The organism is Dietzia sp. 111N12-1 (genome assembly GCF_001658045.1).
Taxonomy (GTDB): Bacteria; Actinomycetota; Actinomycetes; order Mycobacteriales; family Mycobacteriaceae; genus Dietzia; species Dietzia kunjamensis.
Genome location: NZ_LSSV01000002.1, coordinates 46,720 through 61,108, shown reverse-complemented (window position 1 = coordinate 61,108; position 14,389 = coordinate 46,720). Strand labels below are relative to the sequence as shown.

At 71.1% G+C, this 14,389-nt stretch carries 12 protein-coding genes; 1 reads left to right on the top strand and 11 read right to left on the bottom strand.

The genetic code is table 11. The features are described from left to right. Positions 1-173: 173 nt before the first annotated feature. The 3 genes from AYO52_RS01655 to AYO52_RS01645 are packed head-to-tail and all read right to left on the bottom strand — an operon-like array spanning position 174 to position 2,552. Positions 174-695, bottom strand: coding sequence for a hypothetical protein (locus tag AYO52_RS01655; protein ID WP_067712302.1), 522 nt, complete (start codon positions 693-695; stop codon positions 174-176). Positions 696-739: 44 nt separating this feature from the next. Beyond that, entirely contained in the window at positions 740-2,137 is a 1,398-nt protein-coding gene (locus tag AYO52_RS01650) for a wax ester/triacylglycerol synthase family O-acyltransferase (protein ID WP_067712299.1), read from the bottom strand. Positions 2,138-2,141: 4 nt separating this feature from the next. Further along, positions 2,142-2,552, bottom strand: a complete 411-nt coding sequence (locus AYO52_RS01645; RefSeq protein ID WP_067712297.1) for an HAD family hydrolase — start codon at positions 2,550-2,552, stop codon at positions 2,142-2,144. Positions 2,553-2,920: 368 nt separating this feature from the next. On the opposite strand from AYO52_RS01645, the gene AYO52_RS01640 reads away from it, so the two are divergent. Next, on the top strand, positions 2,921-3,283 hold the full coding sequence (locus AYO52_RS01640) for a hypothetical protein (protein ID WP_244200891.1): 363 nt from the start codon (positions 2,921-2,923) through the stop codon (positions 3,281-3,283). A gap of 31 nt (positions 3,284-3,314) precedes the next feature. On the opposite strand, the gene secA is transcribed toward AYO52_RS01640, so the two are convergent. The 8 genes from secA to ahcY all read right to left on the bottom strand — a co-directional run bounded on the left by secA (position 3,315) and on the right by ahcY (position 14,377). Further along, a complete protein-coding gene (gene secA / locus AYO52_RS01635; protein ID WP_067712293.1) occupies positions 3,315-6,092 on the bottom strand; it encodes a preprotein translocase subunit SecA in 2,778 nt (925 codons plus the stop codon). Positions 6,093-6,257: 165 nt separating this feature from the next. Then, positions 6,258-6,956 (bottom strand): ribosome hibernation-promoting factor, HPF/YfiA family, encoded by a 699-nt coding sequence (hpf, locus tag AYO52_RS01630; protein WP_067712290.1) that lies wholly within the window; start codon positions 6,954-6,956, stop codon positions 6,258-6,260. Positions 6,957-7,201: 245 nt separating this feature from the next. Next, positions 7,202-7,972, bottom strand: a complete 771-nt coding sequence (locus tag AYO52_RS01625; protein WP_067712287.1) for a ComF family protein — start codon at positions 7,970-7,972, stop codon at positions 7,202-7,204. Positions 7,973-7,976: 4 nt separating this feature from the next. Then, the gene (locus AYO52_RS01620; protein ID WP_067712285.1) at positions 7,977-9,722 is read right to left on the bottom strand and encodes an LpqB family beta-propeller domain-containing protein; all 1,746 of its coding nucleotides are present in this window, start codon (positions 9,720-9,722) and stop codon (positions 7,977-7,979) included. Continuing rightward, positions 9,719-11,446 (bottom strand): MtrAB system histidine kinase MtrB, encoded by a 1,728-nt coding sequence (mtrB, locus tag AYO52_RS01615; RefSeq protein ID WP_067712282.1) that lies wholly within the window; start codon positions 11,444-11,446, stop codon positions 9,719-9,721. Before mtrB ends, AYO52_RS01620 begins: the two co-directional genes overlap by 4 nt. After that, positions 11,443-12,123, bottom strand: coding sequence for an MtrAB system response regulator MtrA (gene mtrA / locus AYO52_RS01610; RefSeq protein ID WP_067712438.1), 681 nt, complete (start codon positions 12,121-12,123; stop codon positions 11,443-11,445). The genes mtrB and mtrA overlap by 4 nt, the downstream gene beginning before the upstream one ends. Before the next feature lie 85 nt (positions 12,124-12,208). Further along, a complete protein-coding gene (locus AYO52_RS01605; RefSeq protein WP_067712280.1) occupies positions 12,209-12,898 on the bottom strand; it encodes a dTMP kinase in 690 nt (229 codons plus the stop codon). 12 nt (positions 12,899-12,910) lie between these two features. Then, a complete protein-coding gene (ahcY, locus tag AYO52_RS01600) occupies positions 12,911-14,377 on the bottom strand; it encodes an adenosylhomocysteinase (RefSeq protein WP_067712277.1) in 1,467 nt (488 codons plus the stop codon). Positions 14,378-14,389: the final 12 nt, after the last annotated feature.

The following is a 14,389-nucleotide window of genomic DNA, read 5'->3' as shown; positions in this document are numbered from 1 at the left end:
TCCCCGCGGCCCGGGGGTCGGACCGCCGCTTCCGGACTACGAACCTACGGTAGCGTAGGTTCCCGTCCGGCGGGATCCCCCGGGCCGATTCTCCACGCCGTCGACCCGGGTCCGCAGGCGATCGGGGCAGTCCCGGCATCCGGGCGGTGTCCGGCCCGGGTGCGCCCGCACCCCTAGAGCAGCGTGAGCAGGAACGGCAGTTCCACCGCGTCGTACCACGCCAGGTCCACGTCGAGGGCGTCACCGACGGTGAGCTCGGCGTCCTCGTCCCCCAGATCCGCACGGTCCACCACCTCGACCGCGTCCTTCACCAGGTCCACGGCCCCGGCCAGATCAACGTGGACGGCGGCGATCTCCGCGGTCCCCACCGTGGCACCGTCCAGCCGCACCACGGCGGTGTCCAGGTCCGGCCGCGGCTGCACCCGCCCGTCGGGGACGTCCGCGCTCACCACGACCCGCCGGTACGGGTGGGCCTCGTGCGCGGCGCCGGAGTCGAGTTCACCGCCGAGCAGCCGGAGCGACGCCCGCGCGGCCTCGAGGAACGCCACGTGTTCGATCTCCTCCATGTCGCCCTCGGCGTAGGACTCGATGAGCGCGGGGGTCGCCGCGAACGCGGTGCCGCTCCGCACGGGCATCTCCCCTGCCTCGAGCAGGGTCTCGAGCATCGCCATGGTGGCGGGGACGAACAAACGCATGATGGACTCTCCTCGGGCGGGTGATGGTCAGCGGGCGGTGCCGCTCAACCGGCGGTGCCGGTGAGCTCGTCCAACGCGGACGAGATGAGCTCTCCGATCTCCTCCACGTCCGGGACGGCCTGGCGATCCGAGGTGAACCCGCAGTACACGGTCCCGGCATAGCTGCTCATCGACACGGCCAACGCCTGCCCCTCGAGCAGGGCCGGGACGGGGTAGACCTCGACGAGTTCGCCATCGCCCCAGAACACCTTGCGCTGGGGACCGGGCGCGTTCGTGACGACCAGGTCGTAGCTCTCCGACGGCAACATGATCGCCGCCCGGGAGGCCAGCGCGTGCAGGGTGGGCGGAGCGAACCCGGACAGCCGCGCCAGGGACTTGGCCCCCACGGCCTCACGCGGATGACGCTGGGTGGCCGTCTCGCGGGCGATCTGCGCCAGACGCATACGGGGATTGGGCTCCCCGACCGGCATGCCGATGAGCGCCGAGGCGATCTCCGCCGAGGTGGCCTCGCTCTGGTTCTCCGACCCGTCGGCCTCCGAGGTCACCGCCATCGGCACGATCGCCCTGAGCGTGTCCGAGGTGGACAGGGGGTGGCCGCACGACAGAATCCAGGACCGCAGTGCCCCGCAGAGCACGGCGAGCACGACGTCATTCACCTTGCAGGAGTGCTCGCGCGCGATCTCCCGCGCCTGCGCGAGAGGGAAGGACGCCAACCCCACCCGGCTCCCGCGGGGACGGGTGGTGCGGAACATCTCCGCCAGACCGCCTGCGGGACGGAGCATCGACAGATTCGCCGCGCCGACCAGTCCGCGGGTGGCCCGCTCCAGCGCGTGAGCCAGGCGGGCCGAGCGGCGCACCAGCTCCAGGGGGTCGGTCGCGATGGTCATGAGCGCGTCCAGGACGAGGACCCCGTCCCCGGGCGCCGGCACCGGGGTCCACGTGGCGACCTCGTCGACATCCGCGGAGGCCCGCTCGTCCGTCACGAGCACCTGGGCGAGATCCACGGCGTGGGGACCGCCCAGCAGCGCATGGTGCGTCTTGGTGAGGATCGCCAACCGTCCATCCGGAAGCCCCTCGATGAGGTACAGCTCCCACAGCGGGCGATCCGCCTCCAGTGGCCTGTCGACGAGCCGCGCCACGAGGTCGGCCAGCTGCCGCATCCCGCCGGGAGCGGGGAGCGCCGACCGCCGGACGTGGAAACTGAGGTCGAAGTCCGGGTCGTCCACCCACACGGCCCTGGCCAGGGAGAAGGGGATATGCCGGATCCGTTGACGGTACCGGGGCGCGTCGGCCAGGCGGGCGTCGACGAACTCCATGACGCGGTCGATGTCCCACGGTTCGTCCCTGGCGACCAGCGCCAACGAGCACGAGTGCCTGCTCCGGGAACGCGCGGCGTCACCGAGGAGCAGATCCGCGTCCGCGGTGGCCAACCTGGTCGCCACGGTGTCAGACCACCTCGTCCAACCCGAGGAGTCCCCGGATCTCCACGGCCGCACGGTCGAACACCTGGTAGAACACGCCGATCATGCCGGTCCGCACGGCGCCGAGGACGTTCTCGATGGCGTCGTCGACCATCACGCACTCCCGCGGCTCGAGTTCGAGCCGGCGCGCCGCCTCCAGGAACGCCTCGGGCTCGGGCTTCTCCACCCCGGTCACACCGCTGAGCACCACGTGCTCGATCCCGAGATCGCGGGCGTCCTCCCGGACACGGTCCGCTCCCGGCCCCTCGGGTTCATTGCTCAGCACGGCGAGACGGACGTCATTCGCCCTCGCACCGGTCAGGATCGACCGCCAGTTCTCACGGTCCTCCTCCGTGCCGTCCAGCACCCCGAAGTAGTCGACTATCAGTCCACGCATGGGGACAGCCTAGGCAACACCCGGGCACGGTGCAGTAGGCGAGGTGGAACCGGGCGCCCGTTCCGGCGCGTCATGAGGGGTAGAGCACGCCAGACCACCCCGGGTCCGGCGCGGGAGGGAGCAGACCCCAGATGGCACCGACGCCCGTTTCGCCACCCACGACGGTGCGGCCTCACCGGTCGGCCGAAACCGATCGGGAGGCCGGCCGCGTCCGGCCCCTACCCTCCACCGAACCCGCGCCGGGAGTGCCGGGGGCCGCGGGGACGACGGATCGGGAGTGCGTCGTCACCCCGCCCGCCAGGCCGGTGCCGGCTCCGGAACGCGGCGTCCCGGTCCCCGCGCGGCGGGCCGCACACGCCCTGGTCGTCATGGCTCTGGAAGTCGTGGATCGCAGGCGGGCCCCGCACCACACCAGGGGCGCGTTCCCGCCCCATCTCGCAGAGATGCTGCGCACGCTCGCGCGTGACGGTGTGCCCGGACAGCACCTGGGACCAGCCAGGGTTCACCGGCTGCACATCCACGCCGCCGACCCCGGTCGGGCGGAGCCCGGCAGGTCGGAGCCCGGCAGGTCGGAAGGCCGCACGGCCGACCCCGGACGAGCGCCGGACGCGGAGGCGGTGGACTATGAGGTCTGCGCCACGTACGCCCGCGGGCCGCGACTGTTCGCCGTCGCGGCCCGCATTCGGGTCACCCCCACCGGTGCCGGCTGCGTGGCCCTCAGGTTGGTCTGAACCATCCCGCGGGCCGCGCGGGGGTGCCGGGTCAGTCCCGGCGGCCCCTCGTGGCGGCCTTGGCCGCCCTCTCGCGGCGCTCTGCGCGCTGCTGCCGCTCCTGAGACCGCCGCTCCGCCCGGTTCGCGGAGGCACCCTCGTCGACCAGCTCCGGGTCGCCACTCTCCGACGGGCCGGAGAACTGCATCTGGTCCGCACTCACATCCCGGCCGGTACCGGCGGCCCGGAGGATCGGGTTGGCGCCGGCGAGTGCCGCCGCCTGCGACGCGGAGGGACCGGCCATCGCCTTCTGCTGCTGGTTGGCCTCGACCTTGACGTTGAAGAGGAACGCCACCGTCTCTTCACGGACGCCGTCCATCATCACCGAGAACATGTCGTAGCCCTCGCGCTGGTACTCGACGAGCGGGTCACGCTGGGCCATCGCCCGGAGGCCGATGCCCTCCTTGAGGTAGTCCATCTCGTAGAGGTGCTCGCGCCACTTCCGGTCGAGGACCTGTAGCATGACCGACCGCTCGAGCTGACGCATGGCACCCTCCCCGCCGATGCCCTCGATCTCTGCCTCACGCTCGTCGTAGCGGGCGAAGACGTCGTCGAGGACGGCGTCCTTGAGGTTCTTGGCGGACAGGTCGCCGGACGACCCGTACTCGTCGCCGTCGATGATGTCCTGCGCCGCGATCGTCACCGGGTAGAGCTGGTGGAGCGCGTCCCACAGCTTGTCCAGGTCCCAGTCCTCGACGTACCCCTCGGCGGTGGCACCGTCGACGTAGGCGCTGACGACCTGGTAGATCATCGACTCGACCTGGTCGGTGATGTCCTCGCCCTCGAGGATCCGCTTGCGCTCACGGTAGATCACCGTGCGTTGCTGGTTCATCACCTCGTCGTACTTGAGGACGTCCTTGCGGATCTCGAAGTTCTGCGACTCGACCTGCGTCTGGGCGTTCTTCACGGCCCGCGAGACCATGCCGGCCTCGATCGGCACGTCGTCGGGCAGGCTCAGACGATTCATGATCGCCTCGACGGCAGCACCGTTGAAGCGCCTCATGAGCTCGTCACCCAGCGAGAGGTAGAAGCGTGACTCGCCCGGGTCGCCCTGACGTCCCGAGCGCCCGCGCAGCTGGTTGTCGATGCGCCGCGAGTCGTGCCGCTCGGTGCCGAGCACGTACAGGCCACCGGCTTGGCGGACCCGCTCCGCCTCCTCCTTGGTGAGCGTGCGCATCCGCTCGATCTCGGTGTCCCAGGCCTGCTCGTACTCCTCCGGGGTGGTGACCGGGTCGAGTCCGCGCTCGCGCAGGTTGAGGTCGGCGATGATGTCGGCGTTGCCGCCGAGGACGATGTCGGTGCCGCGGCCGGCCATGTTCGTGGCGACCGTGACCGCACCGGGCCGTCCGGCCTGCGCGATGATCTGCGCCTCCGAGGCGTGGAACTTGGCGTTGAGGACGTGGTGCTTGATGCCCTTGCGCGTGAGCAGCTTGGACAGGTGCTCACTGCGCTCGACCGAGGCGGTGCCCACGAGCACCGGCTGCTTCTTCTCGACCCGCTCGGCGATGTCCTCCACGACGGCGGCGAACTTCGCCTCCTCCGTCTTGTAGATGAGGTCCGCCTGGTCCTCGCGGGCCATCGGCCGGTTGGTCGGGATGGGCATGACCTCGAGCTTGTAGATCGAGTAGAGCTCGGCGGCCTCGGTCTCGGCCGTGCCCGTCATGCCCGCCAGCTTGTCGTACAGCCGGAAGTAGTTCTGCAGGGTGATGGTGGCCAGCGTCTGGTTCTCGGCCTTGATCTCGACCCGCTCCTTGGCCTCGATCGCCTGGTGCATGCCCTCGTTGTAGCGACGCCCGTCGAGGACTCGGCCGGTGAACTCGTCGACGATGATCACGTCGCCGTCGCGGACGATGTAGTCCTTGTCCTTGGTGAACAGCTCCTTGGCTTTGATGGAGTTGTTCAGGTAGCTCACCAGGGGCGAGTTCGCGGCCTCGTAGAGGTTGTCGATCCCCAGCTGGTCCTCGACGAACTCCACGCCCTGCTCGGTCACGCCGATGGTCCGCTTCTTGCGGTCGACCTCGTAGTGGGTCCCCTCCTCCAGCAACGGCGCGATGCGTGCGAACTCGCCGTACCACTTGCTGGAACCGTCGGCGGGTCCCGAGATGATGAGCGGGGTCCGCGCCTCGTCGATGAGGATCGAGTCGACCTCGTCCACGATCGCGTAGTTGTGGCCGCGCTGGACCAGGTCGGCGGTGTCGTGCGCCATGTTGTCGCGCAGGTAGTCGAAGCCGAACTCGTTGTTGGTGCCGTAGGTGATGTCGGCGTGGTAGGCCTCGCGGCGCTGCGCCGGGGTCATCCCGCCGAGGATCGCTCCCACCGACAGGCCGAGGAAGCGGTGGACACGACCCATCCATTCCGCGTCACGCTTGGCCAGGTAGTCGTTGACGGTGACCACGTGCACGCCGTTACCGGCCAGCGCGTTGAGGTAGGCCGGCAACACACAGGTCAGGGTCTTGCCCTCGCCGGTCTTCATCTCGGCGACCGACCCGGTGTGCAGCACGATGGCGCCGATGATCTGCACCTTGTAGGGCTTCTGACCGAGGACCCGGTGGGCCGCCTCGCGGGCCACCGCGAAGGCCTCCGGGAGGAGCTCGTCCAAGGTCTCCCCGTCGGCGACGCGACGCCTGAACTCGTCGGTCTTTGCCCGCAGTTCGTCGTCGCTCAGCTTCTCCGTCTCGTCGGCGAGTGTGTCCACGTAGTCGGCGAGAGCGGTGTACTTCTTGAGCTTTCGCCCCTCGCCGGCACGGAGCAGCTTGGAAAGAATCGACACAGTCTCGAACGTCCTCGTGGTCGGGGAAGTGGTCGTGGATACGGCGACCTGCGTGGCGACACGCGGGCCCGTCCTCATCCTAGGCGCTGTGGGCCGTCGTGACACCCCGAGGGCGGTCCGGTCAGGGGGGACCGGACCGCCCTCGGGGGTTACGGGACGGGGCCGTCAGCCCTCGTCGCTCAGGGTGATGAGCCCGTAGTCGAACGCGTGCCGGCGGTAGACGACGGTGGCGCGTCCGGTCTCGGTATCCCGGAAGAGATAGAAGTCGTGGCCCACCAGCTCCATCTTCTCGAGTGCCTCGTCGACCGACATCGGGGCGCCGTCGTGCTCCTTCTTCCGCACGATCTGTCCCGGCATCTGCTCGTCGACCCCGTCGTTGTACTCGGCGCCGTCGACCCCGTCCAGCATCTCGGCCGGGGCGGCGTCGGCCGTCAGCTCGGCGGTCGCCTCGGCGACGGACTGGGGGCGCCGGTGGCCGGAGTGGCTGATCTTGCGCCGCGTGCGGGCCTTGCGCATCTGACGCTCGAGCTTGGCGACCGCCGACTCGAGGGCCGCGTAGAAGGTGTCCTCGGCCGCCTCCGCGCGAGCGACGCCGGGCTTGCCCTTGAGGGTGATCTCGATGCGCTGGCTCACCTTGGACAGCCGCGGGTTGTTCTCGTGCAGCAGGATCACGTCGAACCGTTGGATGGCCGGCGAGATCTTCTCGATCTTCGCGAGCTTGGCGTTGATGCGGCTCGCGAAGTGTTCGGGGACCTCGACATTGCGGCCACGGATGGTGACCGGGGCCTCCGGCGTACCGGGGTCGTCTGTCGACGGACCGTCGAAGGTGGCGGGATCAAGCAGGACTGCGGGGGTCTTCGCCATCGAAGCTCCTCCTCATCGGGCCTGCGGCGGACCGCTGCGGCCGATCCGGTAACCGCCCGGAATCCCGGCCGAAGGGGCCACCCACATGGCTGAGTGGATACTCTGCAGACGCTGTCCACCGGAGCCGCCAGGCGGCGAACGTGCTGGTGAACGTGTCCAAAACCCACCCTACCCCCTCGCGTGGGCGCGGACCCGCGGACCGCGAAGGTCGCGTCGACCCCTCCCCCGCGGGGAGTCGTCCGCCGTCAGGCGGCGGTCACGGCGAGCACACCCGTGACGCGCAGCCCGCCCGCGTCCAGGACCGCGACGCACTGCGCGGCAGTGGCGCCCGTGGTGACCACGTCGTCGACGAGGAGCACGGTCGACGGTGTCCCCAACAGGGCGGGCACGGTCGCCGGCGCCCCCGGGGTCGCCCGCAACCCGGTGCCCACCGGGCGGCGGCGGATCCGCCCCGAGAGATTGTCCGCGCGGGCCTGCGCGCCGAGCCCGGCCGCGTCCCGCACCCGTCCCCGGACCTCGAGGAGCGGGGCCACCACCACCGGCCCGCCCGGCACCGAGCCGGCGAGCTCGGCGGCGAGGACGTCCACCACGCCGCGGACGTGGTCGAACCCCCGCCGCCGCCGGGCCCGCGCCGACGCGGGCGCGGGCACCAGCACGGTGGGGCGGTCGCCCGCCTCCGCGATCTCCCCGTCTGCCCGGAGCACGTCGACGGCCGCGGCCAGGGCCGCTCCGAGTGGCCGTGCCAGGTCGGCCCGCCCGCGGTCCTTGTAGGCCGACACCGCCCGGGCGGCCGGGCCGGCGTGCCGGGACAGCGCCCAGACCGGCACCCGCAGGTCGGCGCGGGTCCGCACTCCCAGCGGGGCGCCCGCGAGTGTGGCGGCGCAGTCCGGGCACCACCGGTGACGGGGGCGGCCGCATCCGGCGCATTCCACGGGTACGACCAGGTCGGCGAGAGCCGCGGTCCAGGTCTCCCCGCCGCGCCACCGGGCCGGCGCACCCTCGTCCCCGGCGGTCACCGGCTCAGCCCGCCACCACCGGGTCCGCGCGGATGGCGGCCAGTCCGGCGATCTCCCGCCAGTACCTGTCACCGGTGTCGGCACCGGTGTCGAGTCGCAGCAGGGACCGCCGGTCCACCACGTAGATCTCGCGCCCGGCCGCCGCGACCGCGGTCACCGGTCCCGAGATGTTTCGCTGGGACAACGGCTCGGCGATCGCCCCGTCCACGGAGACGGTCGCGACGGGGGCCTCGGTGGTGTCGCGACCCACGACGATCGTGGACCGGTCCCGCCACGCCACGGCGGTGACGGTCTCCCCGAGTGCGCGGCCGACCTGGCGGAACGTGCCCGGCAGCGGTTGTCCGGTCTCGGCGGACAACGCGCCGATGAACACCTTGCCGTCGACGACCACGGCCAGTTGGGTTCCGGACTGGTCGATACGCAGGCCGGTCACCCTCGCCCCGAGGGCGAGCAGCGGCCCGGCGTCCATCTCCTGGACGGCGGGGGCGTTCTCGCCCATCCCGATACGGAGCAGTCGCGCGTCGTCGACCAGCACCCAGGCCCGCCCGGTCACCGGGTGGAACGTCGGGCCGGCCACCGTCCCGGCGGTGAGGGCCTCGGCGGGCGCGCCGTCGATCGGCCCCACCAGGACACGGCGCGGTCCGATCTCCCCCTCCCCGGTCACCACGGCGAGGTTGCGTCCGTCGTGGGAGATCACCGCGTTGGTGCCGCCGCGCACCTCCGACCAGGGCCCCGAGGCCGGTCGTGCGCCGCCGGCCTCGAGCCGCACCAACCCGTCCGCGGCGGTGAGGGCGTATCGCATGGGCTCCGCCGGCGGGTAGGGGTCGAAGTCACGGACGTCCTCGGTGGTCCACCCGGTCGCGTATCGCTCGTCGAGGGGGGCGCCGTCCCGCTCGAGGCGGTAGGGGCCGGGGACGTCGGCGCGGGCGAGGGTCCACACGACCTGCGCGGCGAACTGGGTGGTGGCCTGGCTGCTGAGGACCGGCAATCGGGCGAAGTCGATGGTGGTGCCCGCGGCGTCGGCGCCGTCCTCGTCCTCGTCGGGGCGGACGGAGACGGAGGCGGGTACGCGGGACAGGACCGCGTCGGTGAGTCCGGGCCGGGGGCCGGTGGCGAGCAGATTGACGAGCGAGTACTCGAGATCGGTGCGGTCGGCGGCCGTCCAGCGCGGGTCCGGGACGAGCGCGTCACCGGATCCGGAGAGGAAGAACAGGTCCCGTTGCGCGTAGGTCGACAAGAACTCGGCCTTCTCGATCACCACCCCGGGCGGCAGTTCGTCGATGCGCCACTGGCCGTCGGTGCGGGTCAGGCCGATGGTGACCTCGAGTTGGCCGACGTCCTCGCGGAAGATGCCGCCGGGGTCGAGGGTGCCGACCTTCTCCGCACGCAGCGTGTACTCGGCGCGGTCGGCCGACCGGCCGCCCTCGGCGCTGAGGTCGGCGCGCAGCACGATGATGGTCTCCGCGAGGTCGTCCCAGTTCTCGGCGGCGTCCGGGGTGAGGAACTGACGGGCGGCGGCGTGCCGCTGATCGGCGATCGCCGCGGCCTTGAGGAAGTCGCGGACCAGGAGGTCCGGTTCCTGGTCCGGTACCGGCGTGGGGACCGACAGTTCGCTGCCCTCCGGCGAGAAGGTGTCGATGACCTGGGGGGACGACGACGAGGGCAGCGTGGCGCACCCGGTCGCCGCCAGCCCGGTCGCGCAGGCCAGCGCCACCGACACGAGCAGGGACCGGGGCCGGGGCCGGGTCATGGCCGGCTCTCCCCTGCCCCGGTGACCCGCTCGAGGGGGGTCGGCGAGCCGGTACGCACGAGCCTGGCCTCGTCCTCGGGGGTGAGGGGCAGCGGGCTGGAGGTGAGGGTGCCGCCGCGGCGCCGCGGGATGGTCAAACGGAAGCAGGACCCCTCCCCCGGGCTGCCCCAGCAGTCCAGCCGGCCCCCGTGGAGCTTGGCGTCCTCGAGGGCGATCGCCAGGCCGAGCCCGGTGCCGCCGGAACGTCGCACCCGTGAGGGGTCGGCGCGCCAGAAGCGGTTGAACACCCGGGTCTCCTCCCCGGGTTTGAGCCCCACCCCGTGGTCGCGGACCGAGACGGCGAGGGCGGCGTCCGAACACCGCAGGGTGACCTTCACCGGCTTGGACTCACTGTGGTCGAGCGCGTTCGCCACGAGGTTGCGCAGGATCCGCTCGACGCGCCGCGAGTCGACCTCGGCCATGACCGGCTCGTCGGGCATGTCGACCTCGACCTCCACCCCGGCGGCCTCGGCGATGTGAGCCACGGTGCCGACCGAGTCCGCGACGGAGGTGCGCACGTCCATCTCGGCCGTCGCGAGCTCGGCCATGCCGGCGTCGTGACGGGAGACCTCGAGCAGGTCGGTGAGCAGGCTCTCGAACCGGTCGAGTTCGGATTCGAGCAGCTCCACCGCGCGTTTGGCGGGGGCGTCCAGGTCGGCGGCGGAGTCGGAGATGATGTCCGCCGCCATCCGGACGGTGGTCAGCGGTGTGCGTAGCTCGTGGGAGACATCTGAGGTGAACCGCTTCTGCAGGTCACCGAACTCCTCGAGCTGGGTGATCTGGTCCGACAGGCTCTGCGCCATGTCGTTGAACGCCATGGCCAGGCGCGCGACGTCGTCCTCGCCGCGGATGACCATCCGTTCCTTGAGGTGGCCGTTGGCGAAGCGCTGGGCGATGGAGGCCGCCTGCCGCACGGGCAGGACGACCTGCCGGGCCACTATCCACGCGATCGCCGCGGACAGGACGATGATCGCCAGGCCCGCCGTGGCGACGATCCCCCGCATGATCCCGAGGGTCTGTTCCTCCGCGGTGAGCGGGTAGACGAGGTACAGCTCGAGTCCGGGGATGGAGGAGTCCGTCGGCGTGCCGAGCATGAGCGCCTTGACCTGCTCGCCACGGAAGTCGACGGTGACGTACTGGGAGGCGATCCTGCCCCGCTGGACCAGGGACTGCAGCTCCGGTGGCACCTGCGCCCCGGAGGGGCTGACCACCTGGCCGCGGCCGGTCTGGTCCGGCACCACGAGGATCGGGTCGAAGGTGCCGGCGTGGACGGAGTCCCCGTCGGAGGCGAGCCCGCGGTCGCTGATGGCGCTCCGCGCCTGGTCGATCCGGGACTGCTCGCTCGTGCCCTCGTCGGTGGCGGCGATCTGCGCCTGCACCGTGAGGCGGAGCCTGCTGGCCTGCTCTATGGCCGCGTCGAGTTTGGTCGACAGCAGCTGGGCTGCCATCTGGCTCTGCAACATGAACGCGATCGTGAGGATCACGCCCATCGACAGCGCCAGCGTGGAGGTGACGACCCGCAGCTGCAGCGACCGCCGCCACAGCCGCGCGATCCGACCGCCGATGGCGGCCGGGTCGAGTTCGGACAGTCGCTCCCGGAGGGTCGGTGACGAGTCGGTCACGTCCCGGGTGTCGGGCTCGTCCCCGGTGGACGCCACCGCGTCGTCGGGACGAGCGGTGGTCACGAGACCGGACCGGCCTTGTAGCCGACACCGCGCACGGTGAGGACGACCTCCGGGTTCTCGGGGTCCTTCTCGATCTTCGCCCGCAGGCGCTGGACGTGGACGTTGACCAGCCGGGTGTCGGCCGAGTGGCGGTAGCCCCACACGTGTTCGAGCAGGACCTCACGCGTGAACACCTGGCGGGGCTTGCGGGCCAGTTCCACCAGGAGGTCGAACTCGAGCGGGGTGAGCGGGATCGGCGTGCCCTCGCGGGTGACCGTGTGCGCGGGGACGTCGATCGTCACGTCGCCGATGTGCAGGACCTCGCTGGGCTCGTCCTCGCCGCGACGCAGGCGGGCCCGGATGCGGGCCACCAGTTCCTTCGGCTTGAAGGGCTTCATGATGTAGTCGTCCGCGCCGGACTCCAGGCCGAGCACCACGTCGACGGTGTCGGTCTTGGCCGTGAGCATGACGATCGGCACCCGGGACTCGGCGCGGATCTCGCGGCACACGTCGATCCCGCTCTTGCCCGGCAACATGAGGTCCAGCAGAACCAGGTCGGGCTGCACCGCGCGGAACGTCTCGATGGCCTGGACTCCGTCGCCGACGATCTCGGTCTCGAACCCCTCGCCCCGCAGGACGATGGTGAGCATCTCTGCCAGTGCGGCGTCGTCGTCGACGACGAGGATCTTCGGGGTCATGGTCACCACTTGTGTCGGCGTATCGTGTAGGCGTCGTCAGGCTCACCACCCGTGGGCACGCACCGCGGGTCGTGTTCCTGCCCTCTCAGACCTTACCCGGCCGACCCGGCGGACCGGGGTGCGGCGCGGCGGCCGGAGGGGGGACGACGACGAGGTCTGCCAACTCCCGCACGTGGGGGTCCGCCCCGATCACGCGCCAGGGCGAACGCCACCCTGTGGCGGCGAGCCGACGGTAGACCCGCCCGGTCGCCGCCTGCAGCTCCGCGTCGCGTTCGTAGCGGTCGCGGACGCGCGCCGGATCGGCGGCCTCCCGGGAGCCCGCGCGCCGTGCCGCCAGCTCCACCGGGGTGTCGAGCAGGATCTGCAGGTCGGGGACGGGCAGCCCGAGCCGGTCGAACTCGAGGGTGCCGATCCACTCGACCACCTCGGACTCGCGGTCCGGACCGAGCCGGGCGGCGGTGTACGCGGCGTTGGAGGCCACGTACCGGTCGAGCAGCACCACGTCGTGGGTGGACCCCAGCTGCGCGAGCTCGCCCAGCGCGGCGTGCCTGTCCATCGCGAACAGCAGTGCCATCGCGTGGGGCGAGTCCGCGGTGCCGGCCTGGCCACCGTGCAGTGCGTCGGCGGCCAGGTCGGCGTGCAGGGTGCCGTACCGGGGGAAGGCCAGGCGGCCGACCGAGAGACCGCGGGAGGCGAGCTCGGCGACGAGCGCCGTCGTCAGCGTGTTCTTCCCCGCGCCGTCGAGACCCTCGACGACCACCAGCCGTGCGACCATCCCCGGCGTCGCTCAGTAGCGGTAGTGGTCGGGCTTGAAGGGGCCCTCGACGTCCACGCCGATGTACTCGGCCTGGTCCTTGGCCAGCGTGGTCAGGGAGCCTCCGAGCGCCTCGACGTGCAGGCGGGCGACCTTCTCGTCGAGGATCTTGGGCAGCAGGTGCACCCCGATCGGGTACTGGTCGGCCTTGGTGAACAGCTCGATCTGGGCGATGACCTGGTCGGAGAAGCTGTTGGACATCACGAACGACGGGTGCCCGGTGGCGTTGCCCAGGTTGAGCAGACGCCCCTCGGACAGCACGATGATCGAGCGGCCGTCGTCGTCGAAGACGAACTCGTCGACCTGCGGCTTGATGTTGATGCGGGTGACGCCCTCGGCGGACTCGAGCCCAGCCATGTCGATCTCGTTGTCGAAGTGGCCGATGTTGCCCAGGATGGCCTTGTTCTTCATCCGCGTCATGTGCTCGAAAGTGATGATGTCCTTGTTGCCCGTGGCGGTGATGATGATGTCCGCATCGGCGATGGCCTCGTCCACGGTGACCACGTCGAAGCCGTCCATCAGCGCCTGCAGTGCGTTGATCGGGTCGATCTCGGTGACCTGCACGCGCGCGCCCTGCCCGGCCAGCGCCTCGGCGCAGCCCTTGCCCACGTCGCCGTAACCGCACACCAGGGCCTTCTTGCCGCCGATGAGGGCATCGGTGCCGCGGTTGATGCCGTCCAGCAGCGAGTGGCGGGTGCCGTACTTGTTGTCGAACTTGCTCTTGGTGACCGCGTCGTTGACGTTCATCGCCGGGAACGGCAGCACGCCCTCGTTGTGGAAGTGGTACAGGCGGTGGACGCCGGTGGTGGTCTCCTCGGTCACGCCCTGGACCGACTCGGCGATCGCCGTGTACTTGCCCGGGTTGGCCGGAACGGACTCACGCAGCAGCGCGTGGAAGACCTTCTCCTCCGCGGACCAGGCCGAGTCGTCCGAGGGCACGGCGCCGGCCTGCTCGAACTCCTTGCCCTTGATCACGAGCATCGTGGCGTCGCCACCGTCGTCGAGGATCATGTTCGGCTCGGTCTCCGGCCAGGTCATGATCTGCTCGGTGCACCACCAGTACTCGGTGAGGGTCTCGCCCTTCCACGCGAACACCGGCACGCCCTGCGGAGCCTCCGGGGTCCCCTCCGGGCCCACCACGACCGCCGCGGCCGCCTCGTCCTGCGTGGAGAAGATGTTGCACGAGGCCCACCGGACCTCCGCACCCAGCGCGGTCAGCGTCTCGATCAGCACCGCGGTCTGCACCGTCATGTGGATCGACCCCGCGATCCGGGCGCCGGCCAGCGGCTGCTCGGCCGCGTACTCCTCGCGCAGCGCCATCAGACCCGGCATCTCGTGCTCGGCCAGACGGATCTGCTTGCGGCCCGCCTCCGCCAGCGACAGATCCGCCACCTTGAACTCGACACCGTTGACGGACTGAACCTGCAGATCAGCGGACATGTTCCTCGACCA